This is a genomic window from Streptomyces lanatus (genome assembly GCF_014655715.1).
In the GTDB taxonomy this organism is placed as follows: Bacteria; Actinomycetota; Actinomycetes; order Streptomycetales; family Streptomycetaceae; genus Streptomyces; species Streptomyces lanatus.
Map to the genome: position 1 here is coordinate 149,543 of NZ_BNBM01000022.1, position 15,873 is coordinate 165,415.

The following is a 15,873-nucleotide window of genomic DNA, read 5'->3' on the forward strand; positions in this document are numbered from 1 at the left end:
GGCGATGTGGCCGGACAATCGAGTAAGCGACGACCGTGTACTCGTCGAGCCGGACCCCGGTCAGGACGCGCTCCGGGCGATCCCGCGGCGTGCAGGGCGCCAAGGCAAGGGCGCCTGGCCCCGGCGCCCACCCCCTCACAGCAGGCCGGTCAGCCCGTCACCGGCCAGTTGAGCTCGGTGCGCAGGTCTCGCGGGTCCATGTCCGGTGTGGGCTGGGTGACGTACGTCTCCCACCGGTCCTCCGCGGCTGACAGCCCGCGCTCCCGCATCCAGGAGCCGAGCCGGTCCCAGGACGCTCCGAGACCGTCGAACGACCCGAAATGCGTCAGCCGCGCGACCCGGCCTCCGGGGAGGGAGCCGACCACGACACCTTCCTCCGGCCGCACCGCCCGCTCCGTGACGAACCCGACCTCCAGATCCAGGGTCTGCCCCGGCGTCCCGCGATAGAGCCCGAAAGCGGGACTCAGTACGGTGATCCGCTGCGCCTCGATGACGCGGGCCAGCGCGCCGAAGGAGGCGTCGAAGAAGTCGCGCAACCCGGCGATCGGCACGACACCGCGGACAACCGCCGTCGTCGCCGGTTCGAGATCCACCAGCTCCGGCTCCGGCTGCGAGCCGCGGGCCTCACTCTGCGATCCACTGCTGCTCATGCCACTCCCATCCAAGTTCAGGGGCTACTGACGACGTATAGACCCGACAGACCCGACGCACGCCCAGCGCGCTCAGCCACACCCGCTCACGATCCGCCGCCGCCCCGATCGCAGCCGACCCCGGTCAGCCGGAGCCCGCAGAACCCTCGGAGCCCTCCGCCCCCGTCGGAGGCTTCTGCCCCGGCCTGCCCATCCACAGCGCACGCGCGCGTGAGAACAGGTTGCGCCCCGTTCCCCGCTCCCGATGCCCGTGCACGCGCGGATCGTCCGTGACGTCGTACCGCTTCACATACGCCCCCAGGAACGCCTGCAGCGTGGCGACCGCCGGGATGGAGATCAGCGCGCCCACGGCGCCGAGCAGGGCGGTGCCTGCGATGACCGACCCGAAGGCGACCGCGGGGTGGATGTCGACGGTCTTGGCGGTCAGCTTGGGCTGCAGCACATAGTTCTCGAACTGCTGGTAGACCACGACGAAGATCAGCACCCATAGCGCGTACCAGGGGTCGACCGTGAACGCGATCAGCATGGGCAGGGCGCCCGCGAGATAGGTGCCGATGGTGGGGATGAACTGCGACACCAGACCGACCCACACGGCGAGCACGGGCGCGTACGGCACGTCCAGGCTCTCCAGCAGGATGTAGTGGGCGATGCCGGAGATGAGCGCCATCAGGCCGCGCGAGTACAGATAGCCGCCGGTCTTGTTGACGGCGATCTCCCAGGCGCGCAGCACCTCGGCCTGCCGGGCGGGCGGCAGTACGGAGCACAGCGCGCGGCGCAGTCGGGGGCCGTCGGCGGCGAAGTAGAACGAGAACAGCGTGATCGTCAGCAGCTGGAAGAGTCCGCCGAGGACCTGCGCGGACACGTCCAGGACACCGGTGGCGCTGTTCTGCACGTAGTTGCGCAGCCAGTCGGACCTGAGCAGTCCCTCCTGGACGTCGACACGGCGCAGCTCGGTGTGGAAGTGCGCGTTGATCCAGTTGATGACGGAGTCGAGGTAGTTCGGGAAATCCTCGACGATCTTGATGATCTGGCCCGCGAGCATGGACCCCAGCAAGGTCACGAACCCGGCGGACACGATGATCACGCCCAAGAAGACGAGGGCGGTGGCCAGCCCCCGGCGCATCCCGCGCGAGGCCATCCAGCTCACCGCGGGCTCTATGGCGAGGGCCAGGAAGAACGCGATGAGGATGTTGATCAGCAGCCCGGTGAGCTGGTGGAAAGCCCAGCTGCCCAGCTGGAACACACCGACCAGCGTCAGCGCGAGCACCATGGCACGCGGCAGCCAGCGCGGCATGCGTGCGCTCGGCCCGGCGTCGCTCTCTCCCGGAGGCGGGATGGGCGGCGTCGTGCCGAACGGGGATCCTTGCCGGGGCAGCTGCCCGGTCTCGTCAGTGCGTGCCACGGAGCAAGTCTCACCCACGCCACTGACAAACGGCTGCGGTCCTGCGATCTCCGTGCCCGATCAGCGCTTCTCCCCCGGAACGTTCATGACCGCACAGACCACACGCCATACGTCCTTGGCCTCCCAGCCGGATTCCAGCGCCTGGTGCACCGTGCGCCCGCCGAGCTCCGTCATCACATGGTCGCGCGCGAAGGTGTCGGCGTACCCCGGACCGAAGTGTTCCGCCATCCGCTGCCAGAAGACCGTCAACCGCATGCGTCCAGTATCCCGCCCCTGAGTGTGGGCCTGTGCCGGGACCGCTTGCCGAGACCGCTTTCCGCCCTACGGTCTGTCGCATGCCCGAAACAGGAGCTTCTCCACTCGACCCGTCGTCCCCGGCGCACTCCCCGCTCTTCCGCGCCGAGCACTTCGTCTGGCTCACCGCGCGCGTGCTGGAGCAGCGCCTCTTCGCGTTCCACTTCCTGAACGGCGCCGCCGACCCGGTGGAGACCGCGCTGGACGCCTACCGCAACGAGGACGGCGGGTACGGCCACGCGCTGGAGCCGGATCTGCGCGGCCCGGTCAGCCAGCCGCTGCACACGGGTCACGCGCTCCATGTCCTGGATGCCATCGAGCGCTGCGGGGGACAGCGCGTGGACCGCGTATGCCGCTATCTGACCTCGGTGTCCACCCCGGAAGGCGCCCTGCCGGCCACTCACCGCGGCCAGCGCGACTACCCCACGGCCCCCTTCATCCCGGTCGTCGAGGACCCGCCCAGCTCCCTCCTGGCCACCGGGCCCGTGGTCGGCCTGCTGCACCGCAACGAGGTGTGGCACGCGTGGCTGTTCCGGGCCACGGACTTCTGCTGGCAGGCGGTGGAATCGCTGGAGAAGTCACATCCCTACGAGATCGAGGCCGCCGTCGCCTTCCTGGACTCCGTTCCCGACCGCCCGCGCGCGGAGGCGGCCGCCGACCGTCTGGGCCGCCTGGTGCGCGACCAGCGACTGGCGGCACTCGCGCCGGACGACCTCGACGCCTACCCGGTGTCCCCCGGCTACGCCCCCGCCGAGCACCACTTCCCGCACGACTACGCACGGACACCGCGCTCCCTCGCGCGCGCGTGGTTCACGGACGACGAGATGGGCCGCTCCCTGGACCACCTGGCCGACGAACAGCAGCAGGACGGCGGCTGGCCCATCCACCGGCGCCAGTGGGCACCGAGCGTTCCCTTGGAGGCCCGCCCCCTGGTGACCATCCAGGCGCTGCGCACCCTGAGGGCCTACGGCCGCCACATCGGCTGAGCCGCCTCACCCTCCCATGGCTCGCACTCCCGCCGTCACCACCACGGCCGCCGCGACGACGAGCAGGAACGGAGCCCGCAGGACGAGCGCCAGGGCAGCCGCGGTCACCCCGGCGGCCCGAGCGTCCAGCACCAGCGCCTGCCCGTCGCCGAACGTCTGCTGGGCCGTGAGGGCGGCGAGAAGGGCGACGGGCAACAGTGCGGCAAGACGCCGTACGAGAGGCCTCTCCAGCGCCCCCGCGGGCACGAGCAGCCCTATGAGCTTGACGGCGTAGCAGCCGACGACCGTGAGGCCGATGGCGATCCAGGTATTCACCGCCCGCTCCCCCGCCCCTGCGCCCACAGCACGACGGGCGCCGCGAGAGCGGCCACCAGGACCGGCACCCCGGCCGGCAGCACAGGCAGCAGCCCGAGCCCCAGAACCACGGCCAGCCCCGCGACGGCGCGCTCGGCAGCGGACTTCAACATGGGCGCGAGCAGCGCGAGAAACACAGCGGGCCCGGCGGCATCGAGCCCCCACGCACCGGTATCACCGATGGCCTCGGCCCCCAGCGCACCGAGCAAGGTCGTCAGATTCCACAGCACATACAGACTCAGGCCCGTCACCACGAACCCGATCCGCGCACTGCGCCTGGTGGGCTGCGCCAGCGCGACGGCAGCCGTCTCATCGATCACCCATTGCGCGGCGAACGGCCGCACCGCGCGCGTGAGGCGCAGCACCTCGGACAGCCGCAGCCCGTAGAACGCGTTGCGCACCCCCAGGAAAAAGGCCCCCGCAGCCGCGGTGAACGGACTGCCACCGGCCGCGAGCGCCCCGACAAGCGCGAACTGCGACGCCCCCGTGAACACCAGCAGGCTGAGCACACAGGTCTGCAGGAGCGTGAGCCCACTGCCCGCCGACGTCACCCCGAAGGCGAACCCGGACAGCCCGACGGCGACCCCGACCCCCAGGGCGTCCCGGACGACAACGGAATCAGGCTTGCCTCCCGCCGCGGGGAGATCTACAAGAGCTTTCTGTTCTGCCACGCCCGCGAGGCTAGGCAACCCACTACCGCAGGTCTTGTACGTTCTTGCGCTCCCGCTGATAGGCCCCCGGCGGCACACCCACGATCCGGGCGAAGTGCCGATTCAGATGCGGCTGATCGGTGAACCCCACAGCAACGGCCGCCTCGGCCGGCGAGACCCCCGCATCCAACAACCGCCGAGCCCGCCGCACCCGCGCATCGGTCAGCCAGGCATGCGGCGGCATCCCATACACATCCCGAAAGGCCCGCAACAAGGCGAACGGCCCCGTACCAAGATCGGAAGCCAACACCTCAAGACTCGGCGGCTCCGCCAACCGCCCTTCCAGCACCTCACGCGCGCGTACGGCCACCCGCGCCCCCGCCGTCCGCACCTCCCGCTGCGGCAGAGCCCCACCGTTCAACCGCAGCAGCCGAGTCACGGCGACCCGAAGCAACGTATCGGCAGCCAGCGCATTGCCCTCATCAGCGGCCCGCAGCACCTGATGCACCAGCCCCACCGCATAGGCGTCATCGAGCACAGGCCGGACGAATCCAGGCGTGCCCTTCACAGAGGTGGTCTCGGCAGCGATCTCCGCCACCACCTCCGGCGACGGATAAACGGCGCCGTACCGCCACCCCTCGGGCACCCCCGCCCGCCCCGTATGCGCCGTATCCGGATTGACGAGCGCAAGCGCCCCGGCCCCCGCATACACATCGCCGCCGCGATGGTGAAACACCTCCACCCCATCGGCGATGGCGGCGATCACAAAGTTCTCGTGGGTATGCCGCACAAACGTCTTCCGTATGTACCGCGCCCGCAGCAGATCAACACCGGGCAACTCGGCATACCGCCAGTGCCGCGCCCGCTCGTTCGAACCTGCCATACCCCCATTCTGCGCAACGCCACGACGACGCGGCACCCGCGTACGGCGGCACGGCCCCGACCCACGACGAACCACAAGGCGCTACGCGAACCCCCACCGAACAGCAACAGGCCGCCGCAGGCATCCCCCGCCCAACCACCGGAGGCATTGTCAGTGCCCGGGTGCAGGATGGACGCATGGTCAGCAACCCGCACCGAGCCCTGGCAGGCTTCTCCCCCGCAACCCGAGGCTGGTTCACAGGCGCCTTCTCCGCGCCCACCGCAGCCCAGGCAGGCGCGTGGCAAGCCATCCAAGAGGGCTCGGACGTGCTGGTCGTGGCCCCCACCGGCTCCGGCAAGACCCTCGCCGCCTTCCTCGCCGCCCTGGACCAGCTGGCCTCCACGCCCCCGCCGGCCGACCCCAGGAAACGCTGCCGGGTCCTGTACGTCTCCCCCCTCAAGGCCCTGGCCGTCGACGTGGAGCGCAACCTCCGCAGCCCCCTCACCGGCATCCGCCAGGAATCCGTACGCCTCGGCCTCCAGGAACCTGAAGTAAAGGTCGGCATCCGCTCGGGCGACACCCCCGCCGCGGAACGCCGAGCCCTGTCGACCCGCCCACCGGACATCCTCATCACCACCCCGGAATCCCTCTTCCTGATGCTGACGTCGGCCACCCGCGACGCACTGACCGGGATCGAGACGGTGATCCTCGACGAGGTCCACGCGGTCGCGGGCACCAAGCGCGGCGCCCACCTCGCCCTCACTCTGGAGCGCCTCGACGAGCTCCTCCCGAAGCCGGCCCGCCGTATCGGCCTCTCCGCGACCGTCCGCCCGGTGGACGAGATCGCCCGCTATCTCTCCCCCCAGCGCAAGGTGGAGATCGTCCAGCCGAAGTCGGGCAAGGAGTTCGACCTCTCGGTCGTCGTCCCCGTAGAGGACCTCGGCGAGCTGGGCGGCTCCCCGGTGGCCGACGGCTCCGAGGGCGCGGAACGCCCCTCGATCTGGCCGCACGTCGAGGAGCGCATCACCGACCTCGTCCAGTCCCACCGCTCCACCATCGTCTTCGCCAACTCCCGCCGCCTCGCCGAACGCCTCTGCAACCGCCTCAACGAGATCGCCTACGAGCGCGCCACCGGCGAAACCCTGGACGAACACCACGCCCCGGCGGAGCTCATGGGCGGCTCGGGAGCGGCCCAGGGCGCGCCCCAGGTCATCGCCCGCGCCCACCACGGCTCGGTCTCCAAGGAGCAACGCGCCCTGGTCGAGGAGGACCTCAAGGCGGGCCGTCTCCCCGCGGTCGTGGCCACCTCCAGCCTGGAACTGGGCATCGACATGGGCGCCGTAGACCTCGTCGTCCAGGTCGAATCACCCCCCTCCGTGGCCTCCGGGCTGCAACGCGTCGGCCGCGCGGGCCATCAGGTCGGCGCGGTCTCCACCGGCGTGGTCTTCCCTAAGTACCGCGGCGACCTGGTCCAGGCGGCGGTCGTCACCGAACGCATGCGCACCGGCTCCATCGAGTCCCTCAGGGTCCCCGCCAACCCCCTCGACGTCCTCGCTCAGCAGCTCGTCGCGATGACGGCGATGGACACCTGGCAGTTCGACGACCTCCTCACCACCGTCCGCCGGGCGGCCCCCTTCGCCTCGCTCCCCGAGTCCGCCTTCACCGCGGTCCTCGACATGCTCGCCGGCCGCTACCCGTCCGACGCCTTCGCGGAGCTGCGCCCGCGCGTGGTCTGGGACCGAGTCGCCGGCACGATCACCGGCCGCCCCGGCGCCCAGCGCCTCGCCGTCACCTCGGGCGGCACCATCCCCGACCGCGGCCTCTTCGGGGTGTTCCTCGCCGGTTCCGACCCCAAGAAGGGCGGCGGCCGGGTCGGCGAGCTGGACGAGGAGATGGTCTACGAGTCACGCGTCGGCGACGTCTTCACACTCGGCACCAGCTCCTGGCGCATCGAGGACATCACCCGTGACCGAGTCCTGGTCTCCCCGGCACCGGGCGTACCGGGCCGGCTCCCGTTCTGGAAGGGCGACCAGCTGGGCCGCCCGCTGGAACTGGGCCGCGCGGTGGGCGGGTTCCTGCGCGAGGTCGGCTCCATGCCCAAGGACGACGCCCGGCTGCGCCTGGTCACCGCCGGCCTGGACGCCTGGGCGGCCGACAACGTCCTGTCGTACCTGGACGAGCAGCGCGAGGCCTGCGGCCATGTCCCCGACGACCGCACGATCGTCGTGGAGCGCTTCCGAGACGAGCTCGGCGACTGGCGCGTCGTCGTGCACTCCCCCTTCGGCGCGCAGGTCCACGCCCCCTGGGCGCTCGCCCTGGGCGCCAAGCTCTCCGAGCGGTACGGCATGGACGCCCAGGTCATGCACGCCGACGACGGCATCGTGCTGCGCCTGCCCGACGCCGACCTGATGGGCCTGGACCTGCTGGACCAGGAACCGCGCAAGGCGGGCACCGAGTACGACGCGGACCAGGCTCCCGTAGGTGCGGCGGACGTCGTCTTCGACAAGGGCGACGTCGACCAGATGGTCACCGACCAGGTCGGCGGCTCGGCCCTGTTCGCGTCCCGCTTCCGCGAGTGCGCGGCACGCGCGCTACTGCTCCCGCGCCGCAACCCCGGCAAGCGCACTCCGTTGTGGCAGCAGCGCCAGCGCGCCGCCCAGCTGCTCCAGGTGGCCAGCGAGTTCGGCTCGTTCCCGATCGTCCTGGAGGCGGTTCGCGAGTGCCTCCAGGACGTCTTCGACGTGCCCGGACTCGTCGAGCTGATGGGCGACCTGGAGTCCCGCAAGGTCCGCCTGGTCGAGGTCACCACTCCAGAGCCGTCCCCCTTCGCCCGCTCCCTGCTCTTCGGATACGTCGCCCAGTTCCTGTACGAGGGTGACTCCCCGCTCGCCGAGCGCCGCGCCGCCGCCCTGTCGCTGGACTCGCGGCTGCTCGCCGAACTGCTCGGCCAGGCGGAGCTGCGCGAGCTGCTCGACGCCGAAGTGCTGACCGAGCTGGAGCGCGAGCTCCAGTGGCTCACCGAGGACCGCCGCGTCAAGGACGCCGAAGGCGTCGCGGACCTCCTCCGCCTCCTGGGCCCGCTCACCGATGCCGACCTGACCGAGCGCGGCGCCGAACCGCAGTGGGCGCGCGAGCTGGCCGCCGCCCGCCGCGCCATCAAGGTGCGCATCGCGGGCACCGACCACTGGGCGGCGATCGAGGACGCTGGCCGGCTGCGCGACGCACTCGGCACAGCGCTGCCCGTCGGCGTGCCCGAGGCCTTCACCGAGCCGGTCAAGGAGCCGCTCGGCGACCTCCTCGCCCGCTACGCCCGCACCCACGGCCCCTTCACCTCGGCGACGGCGGCGGCCCGCTTCGGCCTTGGCGTGGCGATCACGGACGGCGCCCTGCAGCGGCTGGCGGCGAGCGGGCGGGTCGTCCAGGGCGAGTTCCACCCGGCCGGCATCGGCCAGGAGTGGTGCGACGCGACGGTCCTGCGCCGTCTGCGCCGCCGGTCCCTGGCCGCCCTGCGGCACGAACTGGAACCGGTGCCACCGGCCGCGCTCGCGCAGTTCCTGCCGCAATGGCAGCACATCGGCAAGGGCCACGGCCTGCGCGGCATCGACGGACTGGTCCGCGCCATCGAGCAGTTGCAAGGCGCGTCCGTGCCCGCCTCCGCCCTCGAAAAACTCGTCCTGCCCTCCCGCGTCGCCAACTACACCCCCGCGATGCTCGACGAGCTCACCTCGGCCGGCGAGGTCGTCTGGGCCGGCGCGGGCTCGCTCCCCGGCAAGGACGGCTGGGTGTCCCTCTACATGGCGGACACAGCCCCCCTGCTCCTGCAGCAACCCCACCCCCTGGAGCTGACGGCACTGCACCAGTCGGTCCTGGACGCCCTGTCCGGCGGCTACGGCCTGTTCTTCCGCCAGATCGCCGACCAGATCCGCGCCACCACCCACCCCGACGCCACCGACCCCCAACTCGCCGACGCCCTCTGGGAGCTGGCCTGGTCGGGCCGCCTCACGAACGACACGCTGGCTCCCATGCGCTCCCTGCTCGGCTCGGGCCGCACCGCGGGCTCCACGGCCCACCGCGCCAAGCGCACCGTCCCCCGAGGACGCTACGGCTCCCTCACCGCCGCCGCCCGCCCGGCCTCCCGCACCGGCCCCCCGACCGTCGCCGGCCGCTGGTCCCTCCTCCCCGCGCACGAACCCGACCCCACCGTCCGCGCCCACGCCCTCGCCCGCACCCTCCTCGACCGCCACGGCGTGGTGACCCGGGGCGCGGTCGCCGCGGAGGGTGTCGAGGGCGGCTTCTCGGCGATGTACCGCATCCTGTCCGCCTTCGAGGACAGCGGCCAGGCACGACGCGGCTATGTGGTCGAGGGCCTCGGCGCCGCCCAGTTCGCGATGGACGGCGCGGTGGACCGTCTCCGCGCGGTGTCCAACGCCCGCGACCGGGGCGACGACCTGCCCGGCCCGGGCACCCCCGACGCCCTGGGGAACCCTGACGCCGCCCCTGCCGACACACCGGCGTACGACAACCCCGACGGCACCCCCGCCTACGACATCCCCGACCTCGACCACGACTTCCTGGACGCCCACCTCGGCCCGAGCGAATGGGTCTCGCCCCGCGACCTCGCCGCCCCCGAGTCCGGCCGACGCACCCCGCAGGGCCGCACCTGGCCCAACGGCGGACCCGCCGCCCGCCGCACCCCGGACACCCGAGCCGTAGTCCTCGCAGCCGCCGACCCCGCCAACGCCTACGGCGCCGCCCTTGCCTGGCCCGAGCCCCCCACCGGCGCCGGCCACAAGCCCGGCCGTAAGGCAGGCTCCCTGGTGGTACTCGTCGACGGCGAGCTGACCCTCTACATGGAGCGCGGCGGCAAGACCCTGCTCGCCTGGCCCTCGGCCCCGGACACGGAACCCGCCGACGACCCACGCCTGCACGCGGCGGCGGAGTCCCTCGCCGCAGCCGCCCGAGCGGGCTCCCTCGGCACGGTCACGGTGGAACGCGTGAACGGCACCCAGGCCCTGACGTCCCCCATAGGCTCTCTCCTGGAGGGAGCGGGCTTCATCGCGACCCCCAGAGGCCTACGCCTACGAGCGTGACGCCAGACACCCGCCCCGCCCCGAACCGCACCCAATGCCACCCTTGACCCATGCCCGAAGGAGACACCGTCTGGCAGACCGCGAAGCGGCTCCACACCGCCCTCGCCGGCGGAACGCTGACCCGTAGCGACTTCCGGGTGCCCAAGTACGCCACGGTCGACCTCACGGGCCGCACCGTCCTCGACGTCACCCCTCGCGGCAAACACCTCCTCACCCGCGTCGAAGGCGGCCTGACGATCCACTCGCATCTGGGGATGGAGGGCTCCTGGAGGGTGTTCACCGGCCAACAGCGCTGGACAGGCGGCCCCGCCCACCAGATCCGCGTGGTCCTCACCACCGTTCCCGACTCGGGCACTGCCGAGGCCCAGACTGCCGTCGGCTACCGCCTCCCCGTTCTCGACCTCCTGCGCACCACGGCGGAGGAAACCGTCGTGGGCCACCTCGGCCCCGACCTCCTGGGCCCGGACTGGGACCCCGATCACGCCCTCGCCAACCTCCTCGCGGACCCCGCCCGCCCCCTCGGCGAGGCCCTGCTGGATCAGCGCAATCTCGCCGGCATCGGCAATGTCTACAAGAGCGAGCTCTGCTTCCTGCTCCGCGTCACCCCCTGGCTCCCCATCGGCGCGCTCCCCACCGAACACACCGCACAGCTGCCCGTCCTCGCCAAGAAGCTCCTGGAGGCCAACCGCGACCGCCCGGTCCGCAGCACGACGGGCCGCCGCGGCCAGGACCTCTTCGTATATGGCCGCGCCCGCCGCCCCTGCCTGCGCTGCACCACCCCGATCCGCGCCGCCGACCAGGGCGACGGCTCCCGCGAACGCCCCACCTACTGGTGCCCGACCTGCCAGGCCGGCCCGGCCCCCGGCACGAGTCCCCGCACCACCTCACACCACGGAACTCGACCCCGTACGACCAATTGACGACCCGTCAGAAACCCTCGTACGGTCCCTTCATGGCCGTCAAGGCGTACGACCTCACCGGACGCACCGCATTCGTCACCGGCGCCGCCAGCGGCATCGGCCGTGCGTCGGCTGTGCTGCTCGCCGAGGCAGGCGCGGCCGTGCACTGCGCCGACCGCGACGAACAGGGCCTGCACGAAACGGCGACCTTGATCAAGGCGAACGGCGGCACGGCCCGCACCCACCACCTCGACGTCACCGACCGCGAACAGCTCCGTCAGGCCGTCGCCTCCTGCGAGCGCCTGGACGCGATGGCCGCGGTCGCCGGGATCATGCACAGCAGCCCGGTCCTGGAGACCCGCGACGATGACCTCGACCGCGTCCTGAACATCAACTTCAAGGGTGTGCTGTACGCCTGCCAGGAGGCGGCCCGCGCCATGCTCGCCCAGCGCATCCGGGGCAGCATCGTCACCATGGCCTCGGGCGCCGTCGACACGGGAGGCCCCGGCCTGCTCTGCTACGGCGCGGCCAAGGCGGCCGTCGTGCAGCTGACGAAGACGCTGGCCACGGAGATGGGCCCGCACGGCATCCGCGTCAACGCGGTCGCCCCGGGCTGGATCCGCACCCCCATGACCGACCGCCACGACACCACGGCACAGACCCACACCGAGTCGCTGATGGCCCGGATGTCCCCGCTGGGCCGGGTCGGCGAACCGGAGGACATCGCGCACGCGGTGCTGCACCTGGCATCCGACGCGTCGTCCTTCACCACGGGACAGATCCTGCGCCCTAACGGCGGTGTGGCGATGCCTTGGTAGTCGGCACTCCTGGCCCCGTCATCCGACTCGCCCGACCCACCCGCCAGGCCTCCGCCCACCGCCGCGGATCCACGGCCCCCGCGGCCCGCGCCTTGGGCACGCAGTGCACCGGCAACAGGCTCAGCCCCCACCCCCCGGCGGCGACGGCCGCCTCCAGCACCCCCGCGTCCGGCACCAGCGCCAGCCGCAGCACGGCCCACCACCACAGCGCCCCCAGCCCTAGAGCCACCCCCCAGCGCGCTATCGGCCGTGCCATCCGCTCACCTCCAGCCCGAGGCTAGGCCGCCCGTTCACCGGCCGGGAGGGCGCACCGACGGCATACGGAGCGGCGCGGGCCGACGCCTTCACCACGCGTCACGCGCCCTCACACCGCGCCGTCACACCCTCCACGATGACCGCCGGGCCGGACACCGGCAAACGCACGCCGCACGGGCCCGTACAGCACGAAACCCCGACCGCACTCCCCCAGGTCTCCCTGGAGAAGCCCCGGCCGGGGCCTCACACAACTCCTCAGCGCATGGTCATCCCATGCGCAGCGGCGTCACCGTCACGCGGCGACCACGTCCACCGCCTCGGAAGGCGCCTTGATGGTCACCCGTTCCGGTGGCACGCCGGTCACCGACACGGAACCCAGCATCGGACGGACCGATGCGGGTACGGGCTCGCTGGGTGTGGCCGCAGCAGACTGGGCCAGCTCGGCGAGGGCGAGCTCGTCGCTCACTTCCCGCATGAGCTCGGACATCCGTACGTCCAGCGCGTCGCAAATCGCGGAAAGCAGCTCGGAGGAAGCCTCCTTCTGCCCCCGCTCCACCTCGGAGAGATAGCCGAGTGAGACTCGGGCGGACGAGGAGACTTCGCGCAGAGTACGGCCCTGGCGCTGGCGCTGCCGACGCAGCACGTCACCCAGCAGGCGACGGAGCAGAATCATCGGTGGCTCCCTCCTCGGACCGCGTAGCCGCATCCTTCACGCCCCACCGTACCGCCTTGCGCCGCGGCCGTGCGGGGAGCGATGTCGTGTTCACTCAGGGCTGCAAACATCAAAACCCCCCGTTCTGTTCCGTATCCTGTGCCCGCTCATTCCCAGTGTGTTCGCCCGCAAGCTCCTTCAGGAGCAGTGCGAGTACGCTCCGTACACTCTCCATACGAATTTCCTCGCGGCCGCCGTTCAACCGCAGGGCCTCCACTTTTCCGCCACCGGCGGAACCGGAACCAGGGCCCACGGGCCGGTCCACCGCCACGAAAACGGTCCCCACAGGGTGTCCGTCCTGTGTCTCGGGCCCCGCGACACCGGTCGTGGCGATGCCCCAGTCGGCCCCCAACGCCTTCCGTACCCCTGCCGCCATCTGGGCCGCGACCTGCGGATTCACCGCTCCGTGCTGCTCCAGCAGGGTGGCGTCGACGCCGAGCAGCCGGTGCTTCAGCTCGGTGGCGTAGGCCGTCACCGAGCCCCGGAAGGCCTTGGATGCGCCTGGGACGGTTGTGATTTCCGCCGCAACCAGCCCACCGGTCAGCGACTCGGCGACAGCGAGCGTCTCGCCGTTCACTGTGAGTAGTCGCACCACGTCGGCGGCCGGGGAACTCACGCTTCCGTCTCCTCCAGGGCGGCCTTGCGCTCGGCGATTCCCTGCCTGCGCAGCACAATGGCTTGTCTCACATAGTCGAGCCCGGTCACCACGGTCAGGACGACCGCCGCAGCCATCACCCAGAACCTCAGGGTCGCCAGCCACCCCGTGAGCGCCAGGATGTACATCCCGACGGCCACGCCCTGCGTGAGGGTCTTGAGCTTGCCACCGCGGCTCGCGGGGATGACGCCGTACCTGATGACGATGAAACGCAGGAGCGTGATCCCGAGTTCCCGGCCGAGGATGACGATCGTCACCCACCACGGCAGATCGCCCAGTGCGGACAGACAGATCAGCGCCGCCCCCATGATCGCCTTGTCGGCGATGGGGTCGGCGATCTTCCCGAAGTCGGTGACGAGATCGTATGTGCGCGCCAGATGACCGTCGAACAGGTCCGTGATCATGGCGATGGCGAAGGCCGCCCAGGCGAACGAGCGCCACGCGGGGTCGTATCCGCCGTCGGCCAGCATCAGCGCCACGAACGCGGGCACGAGGACCAGCCGGAGCATGGTCAGCAGGTTGGCGATGTTCCAGACGCTGGCCTGGTTGACGGCGGCGGCCGTGATCTTCCCGCCGCGCGGGGACTTCGCACCGCCCTGTACGCCGTTCTCGGCGTCGGCGGCCTTCGGTCCGCCCGCCTTGGGCGCACCGGCCCGGGACGCACCCATCGCGCTCGTCTTGCCCGTCGCACCCGCCTGGGAGCCACCCGCGGCGGACGCCGGAACTCCGGTCATCTGTCCGCCTCCTCACTACATGCGAGCGTGCCCGGCAGGGGCTCGGCCACCAGGTCGACACCTTCCGTGCCGACCACCTTCGCCTCGACCATACGACCGACGCTCAGTCCCTCGCCGCTCGTGAGCAGCACCTGGCCGTCCGTCTCCGGCGCCTGATGCTCGCCGCGGCCGTACGCGCCGTCCGCCGCGTCCTCGGCGCCGACGCCCTCGACCAGCACGTGCACGGTCTCCCCGACACGCTCCTCGGCCCGCTGCGAGACGAGTTCCTCGGCCAGCCGGGAGACGCGTGCCAACCGCTCGGCGACGACGTCCTCATCGAGCTTGTTGTCGTACGTCGCGGCCTCGGTGCCGTCCTCGTCGGAGTAGCCGAAGACGCCGATCGCGTCCAGCCGCGCATGATTCAGGAAGCGCTCCAGCTCGGCCAGGTCGGCCTCGGTCTCGCCGGGGAAGCCGACGATGAAGTTGGAGCGGACGCCCGCCTGCGGGGCCTTGCCGCGGATGGTGTCGAGCAGCTCCAGGAAGCGGTCGGTGTCACCGAAGCGGCGCATCGCGCGCAGCACGTCGGGCGCGGAGTGCTGGAAGGAGAGGTCGAAGTAGGGGGCGATCTTCGGCGTCGAGGTCAGCACGTCGATCAGACCGGGCCGCATCTCGGCCGGCTGGAGGTAGCTGACGCGGACGCGCTCGATGCCGTCGACCTCGGCGAGCTCGGGCAGGAGGGACTCCAGCAGGCGGATGTCGCCCAGGTCCTTGCCGTAGGAGGTGTTGTTCTCGGAGACCAGCATGATCTCCTTCACGCCCTGTTCGGCCAGCCACCGCGTCTCGTTCAGCACATCGCTGGGCCGGCGCGAGATGAAGGAGCCGCGGAAGGACGGGATGGCGCAGAAAGAGCAGCGCCGGTCGCAGCCGGAGGCGAGCTTCACCGAGGCGACCGGGGCGCCGTCGAGGCGGCGGCGCAGGGGCGCACGCGGGCCGGAGGCCGGAGCGAGCCCGTCCGGAAGGTCGACGGGGGCGTGCCCGGGAAGCGCGACGTCGGCCGCGGACTCCTGCCGCTCGGCAGGGCTGATCGGCAGCAGCTTGCGCCGGTCGCGCGGGGTGTGCGCTGCGTGGATGCCGCCGTTCAGGATGGTCTGGAGGCGGTCGGAGATATCGGCGTAGTCGTCGAAACCCAGCACTCCGTCGGCCTCGGGAAGGGCCTCGGCGAGCTCCTTGCCGTACCGCTCGGCCATGCAGCCCACCGCCACGACGGCCTGGGTTCTCCCATGGTCCTTGAGGTCGTTCGCCTCCAGGAGCGCGTCGACGGAGTCCTTCTTGGCGGCGTCGACGAACCCACAGGTGTTGACGACGGCGACATCCGCGTCCGCGGCGTCCTCCACGAGGTCCCAGCCGTCCGCCTCCAAGCGGCCTGCGAGCTCCTCTGAGTCCACCTCATTACGGGCGCAGCCGAGAGTGACTAGTGCGACGGTACGGCGTTCAGGCATGGGCTCAAGACTACTTTGTCTCACTGACAGCCCA

General features: G+C 71.5%; 15 protein-coding genes. 4 read left to right on the forward strand and 11 right to left on the reverse strand.

Annotated features, from left to right (window positions below; genetic code table 11):
- Positions 1–149: 149 nt before the first annotated feature.
- The 3 genes from IE325_RS40140 to IE325_RS40150 form a co-directional block, all read right to left on the reverse strand.
- Complete coding sequence (locus IE325_RS40140; protein WP_229912384.1) at positions 150–650, reverse strand: GyrI-like domain-containing protein; 501 nt, start codon at positions 648–650, stop codon at positions 150–152.
- Between the two features lie 124 nt (positions 651–774).
- Positions 775–2,052: an AI-2E family transporter gene (locus tag IE325_RS40145; RefSeq protein WP_190075125.1), complete on the reverse strand. Its 1,278-nt coding sequence runs from the start codon at positions 2,050–2,052 to the stop codon at positions 775–777.
- 60 nt (positions 2,053–2,112) lie between these two features.
- Positions 2,113–2,307: a DUF3046 domain-containing protein gene (locus IE325_RS40150; RefSeq protein ID WP_190075126.1), complete on the reverse strand. Its 195-nt coding sequence runs from the start codon at positions 2,305–2,307 to the stop codon at positions 2,113–2,115.
- 80 nt (positions 2,308–2,387) lie between these two features.
- On the opposite strand from IE325_RS40150, the gene IE325_RS40155 reads away from it, so the two are divergent.
- Positions 2,388–3,332 (forward strand): hypothetical protein, encoded by a 945-nt coding sequence (locus tag IE325_RS40155; RefSeq protein ID WP_190075127.1) that lies wholly within the window; start codon positions 2,388–2,390, stop codon positions 3,330–3,332.
- Positions 3,333–3,338: 6 nt separating this feature from the next.
- On the opposite strand, the gene IE325_RS40160 is transcribed toward IE325_RS40155, so the two are convergent.
- Genes IE325_RS40160 through IE325_RS40170 form a run of 3 tightly spaced genes read right to left on the reverse strand, consistent with a single transcriptional unit; the run spans position 3,339 to position 5,219 of the window.
- Positions 3,339–3,647, reverse strand: coding sequence for an AzlD domain-containing protein (locus tag IE325_RS40160; protein ID WP_190075128.1), 309 nt, complete (start codon positions 3,645–3,647; stop codon positions 3,339–3,341).
- The gene (locus tag IE325_RS40165) at positions 3,644–4,357 is read right to left on the reverse strand and encodes an AzlC family ABC transporter permease (RefSeq protein ID WP_190075129.1); all 714 of its coding nucleotides are present in this window, start codon (positions 4,355–4,357) and stop codon (positions 3,644–3,646) included. The genes IE325_RS40160 and IE325_RS40165 overlap by 4 nt, the downstream gene beginning before the upstream one ends.
- 22 nt (positions 4,358–4,379) lie before the next feature.
- Positions 4,380–5,219, reverse strand: coding sequence for an AraC family transcriptional regulator (locus tag IE325_RS40170; RefSeq protein WP_190075130.1), 840 nt, complete (start codon positions 5,217–5,219; stop codon positions 4,380–4,382).
- 176 nt (positions 5,220–5,395) lie between these two features.
- Between IE325_RS40170 and IE325_RS40175 the strand changes: the two genes are divergently transcribed.
- From IE325_RS40175 to IE325_RS40185, 3 genes are read left to right on the forward strand one after another with little or no spacing between them, the layout of a single operon-like run.
- Positions 5,396–10,288, forward strand: coding sequence for an ATP-dependent helicase (locus tag IE325_RS40175; protein ID WP_190075131.1), 4,893 nt, complete (start codon positions 5,396–5,398; stop codon positions 10,286–10,288).
- A gap of 50 nt (positions 10,289–10,338) precedes the next feature.
- Positions 10,339–11,208 carry an Fpg/Nei family DNA glycosylase gene (locus tag IE325_RS40180; RefSeq protein ID WP_190075132.1) on the forward strand — a complete coding sequence of 290 codons (870 nt, stop codon included), beginning with the start codon at positions 10,339–10,341 and terminating at the stop codon, positions 11,206–11,208.
- Between the two features lie 32 nt (positions 11,209–11,240).
- Positions 11,241–12,005: an SDR family NAD(P)-dependent oxidoreductase gene (locus tag IE325_RS40185; protein WP_190075133.1), complete on the forward strand. Its 765-nt coding sequence runs from the start codon at positions 11,241–11,243 to the stop codon at positions 12,003–12,005.
- On the opposite strand, the gene IE325_RS40190 is transcribed toward IE325_RS40185, so the two are convergent.
- From IE325_RS40190 to rimO, 5 genes are all read right to left on the reverse strand, one after another.
- The gene (locus IE325_RS40190) at positions 11,977–12,261 is read right to left on the reverse strand and encodes a hypothetical protein (RefSeq protein ID WP_190075134.1); all 285 of its coding nucleotides are present in this window, start codon (positions 12,259–12,261) and stop codon (positions 11,977–11,979) included. The genes IE325_RS40185 and IE325_RS40190 overlap by 29 nt on opposite strands.
- A gap of 291 nt (positions 12,262–12,552) precedes the next feature.
- Positions 12,553–12,933, reverse strand: a complete 381-nt coding sequence (locus IE325_RS40195) for a helix-turn-helix domain-containing protein (RefSeq protein WP_030960654.1) — start codon at positions 12,931–12,933, stop codon at positions 12,553–12,555.
- A 109-nt stretch (positions 12,934–13,042) separates the two neighbouring features.
- Positions 13,043–13,588 carry a CinA family protein gene (locus IE325_RS40200; protein ID WP_190075135.1) on the reverse strand — a complete coding sequence of 182 codons (546 nt, stop codon included), beginning with the start codon at positions 13,586–13,588 and terminating at the stop codon, positions 13,043–13,045.
- Entirely contained in the window at positions 13,585–14,361 is a 777-nt protein-coding gene (pgsA, locus tag IE325_RS40205; protein ID WP_190075136.1) for a CDP-diacylglycerol--glycerol-3-phosphate 3-phosphatidyltransferase, read from the reverse strand. Before pgsA ends, IE325_RS40200 begins: the two co-directional genes overlap by 4 nt.
- Positions 14,358–15,839, reverse strand: a complete 1,482-nt coding sequence (gene rimO / locus IE325_RS40210) for a 30S ribosomal protein S12 methylthiotransferase RimO (RefSeq protein WP_190075137.1) — start codon at positions 15,837–15,839, stop codon at positions 14,358–14,360. The genes pgsA and rimO overlap by 4 nt, the downstream gene beginning before the upstream one ends.
- Positions 15,840–15,873 lie beyond the last annotated feature (34 nt).